Origin of the sequence: Agarivorans sp. B2Z047 (assembly GCF_023373605.1) — a bacterium.
Classification (GTDB): Bacteria; Pseudomonadota; Gammaproteobacteria; order Enterobacterales; family Celerinatantimonadaceae; genus Agarivorans; species Agarivorans albus.
Genome location: NZ_CP088080.1, coordinates 500,853 through 517,578, shown reverse-complemented (window position 1 = coordinate 517,578; position 16,726 = coordinate 500,853). Strand labels below are relative to the sequence as shown.

Annotated in this window: 14 protein-coding genes; 9 read left to right on the top strand and 5 right to left on the bottom strand. The window is 46.2% G+C overall.

Going from position 1 to position 16,726, the window contains the following annotated elements; genetic code table 11:
- Positions 1–5: 5 nt before the first annotated feature.
- Both LQZ07_RS02435 and LQZ07_RS02430 read right to left on the bottom strand, forming a co-directional pair.
- Complete coding sequence (locus tag LQZ07_RS02435; protein ID WP_152783043.1) at positions 6–1,193, bottom strand: outer membrane beta-barrel protein; 1,188 nt, start codon at positions 1,191–1,193, stop codon at positions 6–8.
- Between the two features lie 186 nt (positions 1,194–1,379).
- Positions 1,380–2,276, bottom strand: a complete 897-nt coding sequence (locus LQZ07_RS02430; protein WP_249483482.1) for a 1,4-dihydroxy-2-naphthoate polyprenyltransferase — start codon at positions 2,274–2,276, stop codon at positions 1,380–1,382.
- 132 nt (positions 2,277–2,408) lie between these two features.
- On the opposite strand from LQZ07_RS02430, the gene LQZ07_RS02425 reads away from it, so the two are divergent.
- From LQZ07_RS02425 to LQZ07_RS02385, 9 genes are all read left to right on the top strand, one after another.
- Complete coding sequence (locus LQZ07_RS02425; protein WP_194164142.1) at positions 2,409–3,731, top strand: isochorismate synthase MenF; 1,323 nt, start codon at positions 2,409–2,411, stop codon at positions 3,729–3,731.
- Positions 3,724–5,454, top strand: a complete 1,731-nt coding sequence (menD, locus tag LQZ07_RS02420; protein ID WP_152783037.1) for a 2-succinyl-5-enolpyruvyl-6-hydroxy-3-cyclohexene-1-carboxylic-acid synthase — start codon at positions 3,724–3,726, stop codon at positions 5,452–5,454. The genes LQZ07_RS02425 and menD overlap by 8 nt, the downstream gene beginning before the upstream one ends.
- Complete coding sequence (menH, locus tag LQZ07_RS02415; protein WP_152783035.1) at positions 5,444–6,244, top strand: 2-succinyl-6-hydroxy-2,4-cyclohexadiene-1-carboxylate synthase; 801 nt, start codon at positions 5,444–5,446, stop codon at positions 6,242–6,244. Before menD ends, menH begins: the two co-directional genes overlap by 11 nt.
- A complete protein-coding gene (menB, locus tag LQZ07_RS02410; RefSeq protein WP_016402011.1) occupies positions 6,231–7,076 on the top strand; it encodes a 1,4-dihydroxy-2-naphthoyl-CoA synthase in 846 nt (281 codons plus the stop codon). The genes menH and menB overlap by 14 nt, the downstream gene beginning before the upstream one ends.
- A gap of 239 nt (positions 7,077–7,315) precedes the next feature.
- Complete coding sequence (gene menC, locus LQZ07_RS02405) at positions 7,316–8,236, top strand: o-succinylbenzoate synthase (RefSeq protein WP_152783033.1); 921 nt, start codon at positions 7,316–7,318, stop codon at positions 8,234–8,236.
- Between the two features lie 416 nt (positions 8,237–8,652).
- Positions 8,653–9,645 carry a D-xylose ABC transporter substrate-binding protein gene (xylF, locus tag LQZ07_RS02400; RefSeq protein WP_016402013.1) on the top strand — a complete coding sequence of 331 codons (993 nt, stop codon included), beginning with the start codon at positions 8,653–8,655 and terminating at the stop codon, positions 9,643–9,645.
- 72 nt (positions 9,646–9,717) lie between these two features.
- Positions 9,718–11,241: a xylose ABC transporter ATP-binding protein gene (locus LQZ07_RS02395; RefSeq protein WP_152783031.1), complete on the top strand. Its 1,524-nt coding sequence runs from the start codon at positions 9,718–9,720 to the stop codon at positions 11,239–11,241.
- Between the two features lie 5 nt (positions 11,242–11,246).
- Positions 11,247–12,425, top strand: coding sequence for a sugar ABC transporter permease (locus LQZ07_RS02390; protein ID WP_016403161.1), 1,179 nt, complete (start codon positions 11,247–11,249; stop codon positions 12,423–12,425).
- Between the two features lie 67 nt (positions 12,426–12,492).
- Complete coding sequence (locus LQZ07_RS02385) at positions 12,493–12,993, top strand: hypothetical protein (protein ID WP_152783029.1); 501 nt, start codon at positions 12,493–12,495, stop codon at positions 12,991–12,993.
- On the opposite strand, the gene LQZ07_RS02380 is transcribed toward LQZ07_RS02385, so the two are convergent.
- The 3 genes from LQZ07_RS02380 to LQZ07_RS02370 form a co-directional block, all read right to left on the bottom strand.
- The gene (locus tag LQZ07_RS02380) at positions 12,990–14,720 is read right to left on the bottom strand and encodes a diguanylate cyclase domain-containing protein (protein WP_152783027.1); all 1,731 of its coding nucleotides are present in this window, start codon (positions 14,718–14,720) and stop codon (positions 12,990–12,992) included. The genes LQZ07_RS02385 and LQZ07_RS02380 overlap by 4 nt on opposite strands.
- Complete coding sequence (locus LQZ07_RS02375) at positions 14,717–15,757, bottom strand: extracellular solute-binding protein (RefSeq protein WP_152783026.1); 1,041 nt, start codon at positions 15,755–15,757, stop codon at positions 14,717–14,719. The genes LQZ07_RS02380 and LQZ07_RS02375 overlap by 4 nt, the downstream gene beginning before the upstream one ends.
- A 157-nt stretch (positions 15,758–15,914) precedes the next feature.
- A complete protein-coding gene (locus tag LQZ07_RS02370; RefSeq protein ID WP_152783024.1) occupies positions 15,915–16,718 on the bottom strand; it encodes a CLCA_X family protein in 804 nt (267 codons plus the stop codon).
- Positions 16,719–16,726 lie beyond the last annotated feature (8 nt).

The window sequence follows — 16,726 nt, the reverse complement described above, 5'->3', positions numbered from 1 at the left end:
CTTGATCATAAACTCAGTCTCAACTTAAGACTGGTAACTTGCTTATCATAGGTAACGGCCTGAAGCGTAGAATCTTTATCTCTCCATAGCTGCCAAAGTGAAATTTCTAGCCAGCGACGGAATTGGTAGCTCACGCCTACCCGCCCTTCATAAATTTTATCTTGCCGTTCTACGCCCACATAATCGTTGTTGTCGTAACCAACCGTAAAGGTTGTAGCTAGGCGATCTTGCCAGTAATGCTCCCAGTCTAGGGTGATGTTGGTATTGTCGATAACATCACCGCCTTGCTCTGGAGCTTTGGCTTGTCGACCACCTTCCACACTAAAAGTAGAGTAGGTGCGAGGCGACCAATCGGCTGCGAGCGACCAACTTAAATCGCTAAACTTTTCACGTTCACCTTCTTTAAAGTCACGCTGTTGCCAACCGATTTTGGCACGACCTTTCGTTTTTCCGGTTATCGCCCAATCTCCACCAACAAAGCCAAGTAAGTCGTTAAAATCGCGACTTGGCGTATTTGGTTCGATGGTTTTATAGTCACTTTTTCCGGCTTTAAGCTCAGCCAATAAGCGGGTGGCTGACGACACTCGATAAAAGAAGCGCGCGCTACCGTCAAAAGCATTGCGATCGCGATACTGAGTAACTTCGCGAAAGTTTTGGTAATCCAGTTGGCGCGCATTGGCTTCTAACTCAATCTGCGCGGTAGCGCTTCTGGCACCAAAGCCATATAAACCATGCAGCCAATGCAGGTTATATTGCACGGGTTCGTCAATCACGCCACCGACACCAGAGGAAATACCTTCACCACGTTGGTCGTGGTCGCGACGAAAATCGTAGCGCAATTTAGCGCGTTGGCGAGCGCTAAACTCCCATTCGCCATTTACCCGTAGGTGGTGATCTAAAAAGTTATCTTCAGAGCTGTCGAAGTACTCGCCCCACACCAAGCGATATGCCGCATAATAAGTGCTTTTTTCTTGCTCAGAAATAGCAGCAATGGCTGGCGAGACAATGGTTCCCCAAGAAGAAATTTGGTCAGTATTACTGTTGGTAAGGTTGCTGTCGTATAAACCTAATACTTCAATACTAGGTACAACACCTACTCCGTCTGCACTATACCACTTGGCAGGCTGCATGTTGGCCAAACTAGGGCCTGCAATTGCTAGGGCTGGCAGCAAGATGATCCCTATCTTGCGCATCGATAATCCTCCAAAACGTCTGTAGCTACCTTAGCAAAGGCCAAGGACTAGGCTCAACGCTTTTTATCCACCTTGCGTAGATTAAATGTGAATATTGTGTGTCATTTGGCGATAAGGCTTTAGCGGCTGTTGAACTTTCTAGCTGATTTTCGAGGACAAAACTTAACCGCGAAAGATCGACAGCCCTTAGTATTGAAACTGCAAACCAAGGCTAAACAACAAGGCGATGAAAAAACTTAGCTTGGCGGTGAGCTGCAATTGCTTGTCCAATAACTGATGCTGGCGCGCCAGCATCACTGTTTTGGTTACCTTCATTAAGACTAAAGCAGGCAACAAACACAGCCAAGCAAAATTAGCGCTACTTTGCCAAATAATAAAGCTGGCAAATAGCAATAAAGCCAGCGCCACCAAAACCAAGTGGTAACGACGGGCATTACGCTCACCTAAGCGCACCGCCAAGGTGAGCTTTCCAGCAGCTTTATCAGGCGAAAAGTCTCGCAAATTATTAATATTGAGCACTGCTGTCGCTAGCAAACCATTAGCTGCCGCTATCATCATGACCGGCCAACTCAGGCTCTGAGTATGCAAGTAATAAGAGCCCATTACGCCCAGCAAACCAAAGAACAAAAAAACGCTAATATCACCAAAACCACGATAACCGTATGGTCGAGAGCCCATGGTGTAGGCCATAGCCGCAACAATCGACAGCCCACCCAAAGCAATAAACCCTAACCAAGCCTGCGGATTACTGCCCAAACTTACCGCCAGTAGTGCAATACCGCTTAACACTGCCAGCAGGGCAACCAGCGTAATCGCTCGAAACATTTGCTGCTTAGTCAACAACCCAGCTTGAATCGCACGAGCGGGGCCCACTCGAGTATCATCATCAACACCACTTACCGCATCGCCATAGTCATTGGCTAAATTGGAAAGAATTTGCAGCAATAAGGCCGTTAGCAAAGCCAGCAGCAACACTGGCCAAGCAAAGATTCCCTCAGAATACGCCAGTGCAGAACCTAAAATGATCGACGCGCTCGCTAAAGGCAAGGTGCGTAAACGCGCCGCATGAAGCCATGATTTCAAAGTAATATTCAACATTAAGATAAGAACTTAGCGCCTATTATTGCTCAGCATCAAGGCTGAGCCAAATCTGACTATAAACTTGTAACAAAAACAGCTACATTGAAACGGTGTAATAGAGCAGGAATAGTTAAGGTGAGACTCACTGCTAGCCAGTTTCAAAATGCCATAAACCAGCTTAGGCTATTGCCGCAGCAGGGTTTTCAGCAGGTTTGTATAAAACTGCCAAAGCTCGATCTTCTCGCCTGGCTTAACCAGCAACAACACACCACCCGCGGTTACTGGAAAAACAAACGCCAGCAACAAGTTGCCTTTGTGGGTGCGGCTAAATCGGTGCTCGACTTAGAACAGCTGCAATCGGTGTGTGACCAATTAGACCCACGCAATAACCAGCTGCGCTTTTATGGCGGCATTGCCTTTGCTCGCCAAAGTGCTCTGTGGTCTAGCTTTCCACATCGCCGCTTTATTCTACCGCGCTTTGAAATTCGTTGTGACGGCGAATATACCCGCTTGTTCATCAATGCTAATTTTGAACATCAACCAGAGCTAGAATATCAGCGCATCGAAAAAGCCTTTGCTGCCTTAAAACCAGCACAAGCCCTGCAGCACACACCACTTAAAGCCTTGTCTCGCCAAGACCAACCCAGTCGCGAACAATGGCAGCACTTGGTGAAGCAAGTAACCAGCGAAGATTTTCAACAACACACCGCCAAAGTGGTGTTGTCTCGGCAAACCAATTTGCAACTAAACGCCGAAATAAACGCTTTTTCTTTGCTACAACAATGGCAACAAAAAGAACGTAACTGCTACAGCTTTTTATTTCAGTTTGATGGGGTAACTAGCTTTTTAGGCTGCAGTCCTGAGCGTTTGTATTCTCGTGAAGGCAGCCAATTGGTCAGTGAAGCCTTAGCCGGCACTGCGCCGCGAGGAGAAACCAGCGAGCTAGATACTCAGCTGGGCGAACAGCTACTAGAAGACGCCAAAAATAAACTAGAAAACCAACTGGTAGTGGATGATTTAACCCGCCGCTTAAAAGAGCTAAGCCTGCATGTGCGCACCTTAGATAATCTAGAATTGCTAAAGCTAGATAGAGTGCAGCACTTAAAACGCCGCATTCAAGCCCGTATTAGCCCTGCCTTAGATGACCGCTCGTTATTGCAGGCCTTACACCCCACCCCTGCAGTAGGCGGCTTGCCACGTTCTTCTGCGGTGCAATATATTCTAAAAAACGAAGGCTATGCCCGTGGCTGGTATGCTGGTGCTGTTGGCTGGTTAAGCGGCGCACAAAGCGAGTTTTCGGTGGCTATTCGTAGCGCCTTAGTTACTCCTCAACATTTAAGTACCTTTGCCGGAGCAGGGATCGTGGCAGGCTCACAAGCCGAGCAAGAATGGCAAGAACTTAACCACAAAATCGCCACGGTATTGCAGCTGGTAGATAAGGACCTACTCCTTGATTAAGAACATTAATATTGCCTGGGCTGAGTGCTTAATTGAAGATTGCATTCGCCACGGCATTGAGCACTTTTGTATCGCCCCCGGCTCTCGCTCTACGCCATTAACTTTAGCGGTGGCTAAACACCCTAAAGCCACTAGCCATTGCCACTTTGACGAACGCGGTTTAGGCTTTTTTGCTTTGGGTTTAAGTAAGGCTCGTCAGCAAACTGTAGCCATTATCACCACCTCGGGCAGTGCGGTTGCTAATCTTTACCCGGCGGTGGTTGAGGCAAAGCAGTCAAGCATTCCATTGTTAGTGCTTAGCGCCGACCGACCGCAGGAGCTTGTGGCTGTTGGTGCTAATCAAGCCATAGAACAGCGGGGAATTTTTGCCAACTACCCGGTATATAGCGGCCAACTAGCCGAACCCAGTGTTGATGCTTCACTAGCCAATATGCTCAGCGAGCTAGGTCATGCCTTAGCGCTGCAGCAACAAACGCCTGGCCCAGTGCATATAAACTGTCCTTACCGTGAACCCTTTTACCCTGAACAAGCTAAACAAGATTTAACTGCACTTTATAAGCAACTTGAAGCTTGGATAAACAGCGGCTCGCCCTATTACCAACAACATCCTAATACCTCCCAGCCGTTAGTTAGTCAGCAGTGGCCAGAGCTACTCGAAAAGTCCAAAGTTTTGGTAATAATAGGCCAGCAAACAGCCGAGCAAAGCCAAGCCATTATCGCTTGGGCGCAGCTAACAGGCTGGCCAGTGGTAGTCGATTGCCAAAGCCATTGGCAAACAGCTGAAGAAGGCACAGGGCTGATTCAACACGCTGAGCTATTACTCGCCAACTCGCGATTTGCCGAACAAGTACAAGCCGAACTGATAATTCAGTTTGGTGGCAAGCTGGTGTCGAAACGCCTCAACCAATGGCTGGCTAAGAGCTCAGCAAAGTACTATCTAATTGATCAATCAGCGCAGCGGGTAAACCCCGGCCAAGGTATCCAGCAGCGCTGGCGATGCAGCGCCCAAGCTTGGCTACACGCTCATCCAGCTAAGACAAGCACCAGTAGCCAGCAGTATTTAGAGCGATGGACCCAAGCTCAACACGCCATTAGCGAGAAGGTTAATGCTGCCTTACTCGATTACTCTGAGCTAGCGATATGCGCACAAATTTCGGCACAGCAAAAACCGCGATCAACGCTATTTATGGGCAATAGCATGGTCGTGCGTTTGTTTGAACTACTTGGCCAGCCCTGCCAAGCGGAGCATTACTTTGCCAACCGAGGGGCATCGGGCATTGATGGTTTATTAGCCACCAGCGTGGGAATTGCCGAAGGTCTGCAACAAACATGTATTTTGGTGATTGGCGATACCTCGTTATTGCATGACTTAAACTCCTTAAGCCTTGCCGCTAATAGCCAGCAAAATCTAGTGATAGTGCTGTTTAACAATAACGGCGGTGAAATATTTAACCTATTGCCAGCACTATCAACTGGCCCGCAAGAGCAACAGCTAAGCAAACAGTATTACCAGTTGCCTCATCAGGCCGACTTTGCCGCAGCGGCAGCCACCTTCAATTTAGCTTATCAACAGGTGGTAAATTTCGAACAATTCGACCATGCTTTTGAGCGTGCACAGCAGCAAGCCGGAGCCAGCTTGATTGAAGTCTGCTTTACTCCAGGCGATGCCAGTGCGCGTTATCAATCTTTAATTAGTCAGGTAGCCAGCCACGATGCACTTTAGTGTTTACGGACAAAGTCAACATCCCTGTTTAGTTTTTTTGCATGGATTTCTAGGTAGCGGTAGCGACTGGCAAGCGCAAATTGCAGCACTTAGCCAGCACTACTATTGTGTAACCGTAGACATTGCCGGCCATGGTATGAGCGCCCAACAACGGCTTAAACCACGCAATGCCTTTAAAGATTTTAGCCACCAGCTCACCACATGCTTAAAGCGCCTTAAAATCGCCCATTACCATTTAGTGGGTTACAGCCTAGGTGGCCGCTTAGCGCTGCAACATGCTTTACTCGCCCCCAAAGGTATTGAACGATTGGTTATCGAATCTGCCAACACTGGCTTAAGTGATGAAGATGCACGCCAGCAACGCTTAGTACATGACAACCGCTGGGCAGACCGCTGGTTAACTGAGCCTCTGGATACGCTAATCAACGAATGGTACCAGCAAGCAGTATTTGCCAACCTAACTAGCCAGCAGCGGCAGCAGCTTATCCAACGCCGCCAACATCAAGACCGACAAGGCATTGCCGCAACATTGCGCGCAACCAGCTTGGGTTTGCAGCAAGATCTGAGTCGGCAACTTGGTCAGTTAAAAATGCCGCTAGATTTTATTGGTGGAAGCCTAGACAATAAATACCAAGCGCTAGCCAAACAGCTACAACAAGATTACCCGCGCCTTAAATGTCACATCATTGAAGGCGCTGGGCACAATTGCCATTTTGAACAACCGACACTGTTTCTCGAACAACTGTCCAGTGTCCTAAATAATGATAGAGAAGAGAATGACCCAAATTGATAGCTCAGCAGTAACTTGGCAGGATGCCGACAATGGATACGAAGATATTCGCTACCATAAGTCCGCCTGCGGCATAGCCAAGATCACCATTAACCGCCCGCAAGTTCGCAACGCATTTCGTCCTTTAACGGTTCAAGAAATGATGCATGCCTTAAACGACGCCCGCATCGACCCAGAAGTAGGTGTGATTATTCTTACTGGCGAAGGTGAACTGGCTTTTTGTTCAGGCGGCGACCAATCGGTACGTGGTGATTACGGCGGCTATAAAGATGACCAAGGGACACATCACCTAAATGTATTAGATTTTCAACGCCAAATTCGTACCTGCCCTAAACCTGTGGTAGCCATGGTAGCTGGTTACGCTGTAGGTGGTGGCCATGTATTACACATGATGTGTGACTTAACCATTGCTGCCGACAACGCCAAATTTGGCCAAACTGGTCCTAAAGTAGGCTCTTTTGATGGTGGCTGGGGAGCCAGTTACATGGCGCGCATAGTTGGCCAAAAGAAAGCGCGTGAAATTTGGTTTTTATGTCGCATGTATGATGCAAAAGAAGCGCTTGATATGGGCTTAGTGAACACCGTAGTGCCCTATGCAGAGCTAGAAAAAGAAACCGTGCAGTGGTGTCGTGAGATGTTGCAAAACAGCCCTATGGCCCTGCGCTGTTTAAAAGCTGCACTCAATGCTGACTGTGATGGCCAAGCGGGCTTGCAAGAACTCGCGGGCAACGCCACCATGCTGTTCTACATGACAGAAGAAGGCCAAGAAGGCCGTAACGCCTTTAACGAAAAACGCCCGCCTGAGTTTAGTAAATTTAAACGTAATCCTTAACGGCAATGGTGAAGGGCAGAATCCTCGTATGCTTCAGCGAGTATTCTGCCCCACTCTTCATTTAACCTAGTCCACTCGCACCACTCAAATAGCTCACTTGCACCACTCAACCAGCTTAAAAACACCCACTAAAGCATAATAATAAATCGCATATTTGCTATTGCGGCCATTCCGTACAAAGTGATAAATTTGCAGAGTGATGAGTGCTTCATCACTTCTAGTATTTGAGAGGTCTCAGCATGCTCTGTAACTGGCAAAGTGCTACCTTAAGTCGCTATACCCAAGCATTTGTTGAACCCATACAGCTTGGTTCTCTAAAACATAAGCAACGCCAAGGTCTTTACCTCGAAATTCGCTTTCGTGATGGCCGCTTGGGACGTGGAGAAATAGCCCCTCTGCCCGGTTTTAGCGAAGAAACATTAGCGCAAGCAGAGCAGCAAATTACCGACTATTTACAAGGGCATGTTCAGCGTAAGTTGTATCCAAGTGTTGCCTTTGGTATTGACTGCGCGATGGCAGGGTTACCACCAACTACTGCCATCGTTTCTGGCTACCCACTACTTAATGGCGACTTCGCTCACTGCCAACAAGTCCTAGACTCTCAATCTGGTAATCTAGCCAAGTTAAAAGTGGCTCGCCAATCCCCCAAACAAGATCTAGAACTGATTCAGCAACTACAGCACAGTTATCCTGATTTACAGCTACGTTTAGATGCAAACCGCGGCTGGATATGGAACCAAGCGATTTTTGTTTTAGAGAATATCGATCTTAGCCGCATCGACTATATTGAAGAACCGCTAATGAATAGCCAACAGTGTGAGTTGTTAGCCCAGCGCACAGGCGTAGGCATTGGCTTAGATGAAACCTTACAAGACAGTAGCTACCGCTATCATTACTTCGAAGGTTTGCGCTGCTTAGTCATTAAACCCAGTTTATTAGGCCCTTGGCGAACTTGTGCCAGCATTATCGACCAAGCACAAGCTAACCAAGTAAGTTGTGTGCTTAGCTCAGCTTACGAAAGTGAATTTGGTTTACAGTGGATCAACGCCATGGCCAAACAATATACTCCAGAGCAAGCGCCGGGTTTAGATACGCTAAAGGCATTTAGTGAGCAAGCGGCTCAAATTGAGTTAATCGGCGAGTTTCAACATCACAGCTAATATGAGCTTTTCCCTGCGTTTTAAGTGAAACTAAAGCTTTCACTTAAATCTCTTTGTGAAAAATGACAATATCTTTATTTTCAGCAGCTTATTATAAAAATTTCAAACTTTCTTCCTCCGCCCTCTTATTAATTTTATTATCAAATTAATAAAATATAAGTAAAAGTGTGACTCAACTATAGTGCCAACTTTTAGTAATTCTTAAAAAGCTGCACCTTTGAGAAAACGTTTTCTTGAAACCCATCACAGAGTGACACTTAATGTGAATAAACATTATAGCTGTATGAAAAAGCATCATTGGTGAGTGTATCTTATAAGCCTAATCTGGTTCACGAGGAATGAGTTTTTGGGATTACCTCTACACCCTACAATTAGCTAAAAAATATAAAACAAGCTATAAAGCAAGGAGCCAAAACATGAAAAAACTGACCACTCTATTGTGCGCAGTCGCGTTAGCCGTTTCCGCCCCAGTATTTGCCAAAACCGTTAAAATTGGTATGGCCATCGATGATCTTCGCTTAGAGCGCTGGCAAAAAGACCGAGACTTTTTTGTTGAGAAAGCCGAGGAACTTGGTGCCAAAGTATATGTTCAATCGTCCAACAGTAATGAAACCGCCCAGATCTCTCAGATTGAGAACATGATTTCTCGTGGCGTAGACGTATTGGTCATTATTCCCTACAACGGCAAAGTATTGTCTAACGTGATTGCGGAAGCTAAATCCGAAGGTATTCGGGTATTAGCCTACGATCGCTTGATCAACAATGCCGATATCGATTTCTACTTGTCTTTCGACAATGAAAAAGTGGGCGAGCTACAAGCTCAAGCACTGATTGAGCGTAAAGCCGACGGAAACTTCTTCCTAATGGGCGGCTCACCGGTTGATAACAACGCTAAGTTATTCCGCCAAGGGCAGATGAACATACTGCAGCCACTGATCGACAAAGGTGATATTAAAGTGGTGGGTGACCAATGGGTTGATGGTTGGTTAGCCGAGAATGCCCTAAAAATCATGGAAAATGCCTTAACTGCTAACGATAACAACATCGACGTAGTTGTTGCCTCTAATGACTCTACTGCAGGTGGTGCGATTCAAGCATTAGACGCACAAGGTCTAGCTGGTAAGGTTCATATTTCTGGTCAAGACGCCGATTTAGCCGCTAGCCGCCGCGTGGTAGCTGGAACCCAAACCATGACCATTTACAAGCCAATTAAACTGCTCGCCACTACAGCAGCAGAGCTGGCAGTGCAAATGGGCAACGGCCAAATGCCAGAGTCGAACTCTAGCCTAAACAACGGTACTAAAGATGTACCTTCTTACCTACTTACGCCAATTCCTGTAGATAAGTCGAATATTGATCAAACAGTAATTGCCGACGGCTTCCATAGCAAAGCAGACGTATATCAATAACCAACAAGCACTATTCACTACGCAGTAAAAAAGGGTGGGGCCAACGCCTCGCCCTTTTTATTAGGAGTTAAGATGAGCCAAAGCAGCTTATTGATGATGTCTGACATCGTTAAAAAATTCTCCGGAGTGATTGCGCTTAATGGGGTTAATTTCAATTTAGAACGTGGCGAAGTTGTCTCGCTTTGCGGCGAGAACGGCTCTGGGAAGTCCACCTTAATGAAGGTGCTAACCGGCGTTCACCCCCATGGTAGTTACGAAGGACAAATCATTTATAAAGGCGAGCCGCTTGTTTCGCGCAATATTCGCGATAGCGAGGCAAAAGGCATTGCCATCATTCACCAAGAGCTTACGCTAGTTAAAGAACTGTCTATTTTAGAAAACATTTTTCTTGGTGCCGAAATCACCAGTTACGGCGTGCTCGATCACAGCGCGATGTTTAAGCAAACCGAAGATTTGCTCAAACGAGTAAAACTTGATGTTTCCCCCGACACACTTATTCGGGAATTAGGGGTTGGCCAACAGCAACTGGTAGAAATTGCCAAGGCCTTATCTAAAAAAGCCGAAGTATTAGTGCTAGATGAACCAAGCGCGCCACTAACTGAATCCGAAACACGGGTACTGTTAGACATTGTTAAACAGCTACGCAGTGAAGGTGTGAGCTGTGTTTACATCTCCCACAAGCTCACCGAAGTGAAAGAAATTTCTGACCGAATCTGCATCATTCGCGATGGTGAGCACATTGGAACTCAAGATGCTAAACACATGTCTACCGACGACATTATTAGCATGATGGTAGGCCGTGAGCTTAAACAGCTATTTCCCCGTGAAGAACACCCTATTGGCGACGCGATCCTCAAGGTTGGGCCGGTTAACGCCCAATTGAGCAAGTCGTCCAATCTTAAACAAGTAGACCAAGTAAGTTTTAGTCTGCGTAAGGGCGAGATTTTGGGCGTAGCAGGTTTAGTGGGGTCGGGTCGTACCGAACTTATGCAATGTTTATTTGGTTCTTACGAAGGTATTTACCAATGCCCTGTGGAATTAGATGGAAAACCGATAAAAATTCGCCACAATCGCGATGCTTTAAATCACGGCATTGCCATGGTGCCAGAAGATCGTAAACGCCATGGTATTGTGCCAATTATGGGAGTGGGTCAAAACATTACCCTAGCCGGTTTAAACATGTTTAGTGGCTTAGGCCAAACCGTCAATGAATCTGCTGAACAAGCAGCCATAGAACAATCCATTCAACGCCTTAAAGTAAAAACAGCATCCCCAGAGTTGGCCATAAAAAGCCTCAGCGGAGGCAACCAACAAAAAGCTATTTTAGCCAAATTTTTATTATTACAACCGCGTATTTTGATCCTTGATGAACCCACAAGAGGCATCGATGTAGGGGCAAAATATGAAATTTATAAGCTGATGTATCAATTGGTTAAACAAGGGATCAGCATCATTATGGTGTCCTCCGAATTGCCGGAAGTATTAGGCATTAGTGACCGAGTATTAGTGATGCATGAAGGTAAATTGAAAGGCCTTCTAGACAATCAAAACCTGAGCCAAGAAATGGTGATGGACTGCGCGTTGGCCGAGGAGTAACAAACATGTCTAGTCAAGAAACAACTATCAGTGACACCAATACGAAGGTGGGCTTGATGAACAACTTAAAGAAAATGAAGTTACAAGTATTGGTGATGTTTGCAGCTATCGCGGTAATTATGCTGTTTTTCTACTTCGCCACCGAGGGCAGCTATCTTACCCCACGTAATATTTCTAACTTACTACGCCAAACGGCCATTACCGGCATACTTGCTATTGGCATGGTGTTTGTCATCATCTCGGCAGAGATTGATTTATCGGTTGGCTCGATGATGGGCCTATTAGGCGGCGCCGCAGCCATTATGGATGTATGGTGGCAACTACCTTTACCACTCACCATTGTGCTTACTTTAAGTGCTGGCTTTTTACTTGGCCTGTGGAACGGTTGGTGGGTAGCCTACCGCAAAGTACCATCGTTTATCGTTACGCTAGCCGGCTTACTGGCCTTTAGGGGGATTTTAATCGGCATTACTGGCGGTAGCACCGTTGCTCCAACAACCCCAGATATGGGCATTATTGGCCAAAGCTATTTGCCAGACATGTTCTCACTAATCACCACCGTAGGTGCGTTAGCTGTCTTCTTTGCTTGGCAAGGCAAACTGCGTAAAACTCGCTCAGAGCACAAACTAAGCAATAACCCCGTCACCGGCGATATATTCAAGTTTGGCCTGATTGCCATCTTCGCCCTAGGCACGGTATTACTATTAAACGACTACCGCGGTGTTCCCACTCCCGTATTGTTACTGGTTGTGCTGATGTTTGCCGCTGCCTTTATGGCCAAGAAAACCGCCTTTGGTCGCCGCATTTACGCCATTGGTGGCAATCTTGAAGCCAGCCGTTTATCTGGTATCAACGTTGAGCGCACCAAGCTATCAGTATTTGCCATTAATGGCTTATTGGTGGGCGTGGCGGGCTTAATTTTGGCCTCTCGTTTAGGCGCGGGTTCTCCATCTGCTGGTAACATTGCCGAGTTAGACGCCATTGCGGCATGTGTGATTGGCGGCACCAGTTTAGCCGGTGGGGTGGGCACAGTATTTGGCGCAGTGATGGGCGCATTTATTATGGCTAGTTTAGACAACGGCATGAGCATGATGGATGTACCAACATATTGGCAATCCATCATCAAAGGTAGCATCTTGCTATTGGCGGTTTGGATGGATGTAGCCAGTAAGAAACGCGCTTAAACTGATAATTTACCTAATAAAAGCCAGCCCTAGCCTACAAAGCAAAAGGCTGGCTTAGCTAACAATCTTGGCTAAACTTAAACATTATTCACTAGCCAAAATCTCTATGAGCACCGAACCACTTCACGGCGACTACCAGCTTTACCTACTCGACAACTTGCTAATAGCCAGCGCTCAAGGCGCGTGGAATCAAGCTGTTAGTGATCACTTTGCTGAAGACTTTAAACGTATTGGGCAATCACTAGCAGCGCCATGGGCACATTTAGTGTTATTAGAACAATGGGAATTAGCCGTGCCGGAAGCAGAGCATGCAATCAGTGAACTGCAGCAATGGTGCATTCAAACGGGAATGAGCCACGTGGCGCAAGTATTTAGTTTTTCACCACTCAAACAATACCAACTCCAGCGGATGCTACCTGCTGAACAACACTATAACAAACAGGTATTTCTTGAAGTATCTAGTGCGACACAATGGCTGAGTCAACAAGGCTTTAAGGCAGCCAAAAGCTTCGAGCTAACAAACAATAAACCCAGTATGATTCAGCGTCATTTTGATAAGGTGGCTTAGCCTATTGCCGAAGGTACATCTAAGGCGTAGTAGCTAAATTGGTTGCGCCCTTTAGACTTAGCTTGATACATCGCCGCATCGGCATTTCGTACCAATAGTTCTGGATCATTGCCATCCTCAGGATACATGCTAATCCCTACGCTTGCGTAAACGGGCTGAATATGCACCCCTAAGCTTACTTCCTGGGCTAAACGACGCAGCACAGTATTCACTACATCGTTGGCTTCCTCGGGCTCAGAAATTGACTCTAGAGCCAGCATAAATTCATCACCGGCAAAGCGGGCCACCGAATCGCCAGACCGGATAGAGTCTCGCAATACCGTTGCAACCTGCTGTAATAAAAGGTCACCGGCTTCATGGCCCAAATTGTCGTTAACCTGCTTAAAGTTATCTAAATCGATAAACACCACAGCTAGGCTGTTTTGTCCGGTTTGAGCGCGGTGAATCGAGCCTCGTAGCTGCTCCAAAAACAAACTGCGGTTAGGCAAACCCGTTAAGCTATCGTGACTAGCCATATGGCGAAGGTTAATCTCATTGTCTTTAAGCTCAACAATTTGCTTATTAATTTGCCGCGACATGGCTTTAAAGGTATTGGCTAATAAACCAATTTCATCTTTACGCTCGCTAGGTAAAAGCTGGGCCGCAGGCAATTTACCTTTAGAAAAAGAGTTTACCGCTATCATCATATTGCGAATAGGCTGGGACAAAACCTTAGCAAATAACAAGGAAGTAAGTAGCCCAACTAAACTCAGCGCTAAACAAACCTTGATCATCGAGCCCGCTAACGAGTCCATAATATGGCTGAGACTAGGCAGTGGACTTGCTAGACCCAACACCGCCATTTTTGGGCTAGATTTAGGCCCATAAAACAAGGGAGTGAAAGATACCGCCCGCTCATATTTGTAGACCGCGGAGGGATCTAGCACAAAGGTTCTTGGCTGCAGATCATTAAACAGCACTTCCATCTGAGGGAAGTCACGTTGCATTAAATAGCGATGGCCAAAATGAAAACCAAACTGTTTATCAGGATTAGGATTAACTAAATAGTCACCTTTTTGGTTAGCCAAATAAATAGCTACACCTTCGGGCAAATCGGCCTGCATTTGGCTAAACAGACTTTCCAAACCCACATTCACCACTACCAAACCGCGGGCTTTACCCTCAACATATACTGGCGAGGCAATTTTTAAGGTAGGTTGATGCTGGCCCAGCTCGACACCTTTTTCATTGTGAATATCCACATCTGACAAATAGCTCTCGCCAGCATTCAAACGCAAGGTACGAAAAACATAAGGATAATGCGCTTTTTCTTCCAAGCTTGCGGCGGGAATAGCTATCAAGCCATCACTTAGTCTATCGACTCGAATCAACTCTCGGCCAAAATTGTCAGCACCAATAAAACGCACTTGGAAATAAGAAGGATTTAAACTTAACTTTTGCTTAAAAATATCTTTTAGCTGCTCGGAAAGTACCAGCTTATTGTCAGCCTCGAAGTAGCCAGCCGTTTGCGGAATAGAACTTAAAAACAATACATCTTTGGTAATTTCATCAATGCTACTGCTGAACTCTCGGGTAAGAATTTGAGTGGTTGTGGCTAACTCTCGCTCGGCACTTTCGGCTAACAACCCGCGGCTTTCATGATAACTAACCGCGGCGGTAACCACCGACGCCAAAATGCCAAAGCCGGCAAACCAAAGACCAAAGCGAAGAGAAATGGAGTTGATCATGGCAGGCTCATCATCTGCAAGGTTTTGCCGCTAAGAATATTTTCCCAAAATTCACTGCGGCGTTGATGGTCTTCCACTTCTTCGAGCCAAATGATCTTGTCTTCAGGTAGCGAGCGAGTGTCTTGCACAATGGTATTTGCTAAACCTTGGCGCTCGGTTAACAACTGGCTAACCCACGGCTCTAAAGTGAAATCAATCCACTTATGGGCTAAGTCTTGGTTTTTCACCCCACTCGACATGGCCCAGCAATCTAGCCAAGCCAAGGCACCTTCTTGCGGAATAACATATCCAATGTCTGCGCCGGCATCTTGCAACTGTTTAAGCTGCTGAGCCCCATAGTTAGCAAACACTAAAGCTACTGATTCTTGATTATAAAACTCTGAGGCTTCTTCCGGAGAGCTATAAAAGGTTAATACATTACGTCTTAAAGCCAACAGCTGTTCGGTGCTTAGTTTAAGCTGCTGGTTTGTTTGCTGAAAAGGATTCTCTACACCTAGAACCATGCCCGCTAATGTGTAGTTATGGGCACTGCCGTTGTAAGCAAGAATCTTCCCCTGATACTGAGAATCCCACAATACATTCCAGCTAGTAGGCGGCTGTTCAAAATAGTTTTTATTGTAGATCAACCCCATTTCAGAATAGGTATAGGGGATTGCGTATACCTGCTCATCACGAGTAACCCCGGGGATATCCTGTAAGGATGTAAAGCGAGGCAGTTGTTTGGCCATGTTGCCAATGGCTTGTGGATTTAACGGGGTAGCTAATTTGGCATCAATGTAGCGCTGTAACTCGGCAGTATTTACCGCAAAAACATCATAGTTCTCGCCATTTTTATGGCCCATTCTCAGCCACATTTCATCATCATTGGTTATGTAGCTAACTTTAACTTTAACCTTATAACGCTTTTCAAATGCCGCCACCATATCTGCATCGGCATAACCCGGCCAAGCCAAAACACGTAAATCCACCGGCTCAGCAGCAGAGGCGCTGTTAAACCCAGTAAAAACCAATAAAACGATAGATAGAAGTCGCAACATTCCTTGTTCCCTAATGCCCTAGGTATACCTTGTTAACCATCCAGATAACTTATTAACAAGACCAATAAGTATACGATCCTTGATTTATTTGTGAATAGAAAACTTATGCACCATCACACATAGATGAAACAAATCAAACGGTGGTCATTAGATCCTGCTATTTGGACTCGAGTGCTCGACCTAATGTTTCAAAGTACGGCAAAACACAACTACCAATTTGCAACAAATGCTGAACATCGGGATAAGCTCCCTGTTTGGCCAATTCAGTTTGTTTGGTGCCACTGACTAAATAGCTGTTTTTAATATCGTTACGACTTTGAATCCATGCTTCAAACGCTCGCGCCATCATTTCTGTAGGTAAGCTAAAATAACGTTGCCCTAACTGTTTATCTAAAGCGACTGACCGGCTTACATAGGGGTGTAGGTTTTGCCCTTGCTCACTTAAAAACACTGCAGCAAACACTTGGTCAAGCAGCTGATTTAAGGGATGGGGATATTGTTTCTCATCGGCTAACCAACGCGTAGAGGCAAACTCGTTGCGCCCAGCCGGCTGGCAAAACAACTTTCCAGCCATATAGTGATCAAATGCGTGCCACCACTCATGAGCTAATGCTCCGGCTCCGGCATTTTTAGCAAGCGCGAGGGTTTGACTTGCCGGCGCATAGTGAGCTTGTACATTAGCTTGCCCACCTGTACCAAAAGCCAAACTTAAGCTGCCTCTTAAACCTAAGGCGACGGGAGGTAGATTAAGCAAAAACGCCAGATCGGCTAAGGCATCAAAGATTAGCTCTGCGGCGCGTTGCTTCTCTTGTTTATTAACCCAAGCACCAATCGCTAAACCAGCAAAGCCAAAAGTGTGTTTAATATCGGCGAAGTCCACGCTATCACCATGGCGATAATCTGGACCACGCCGATAGTATTGGCGATTTAGCCCTACACCTGTGGTTTCATTTGCATGCATTTATTGGC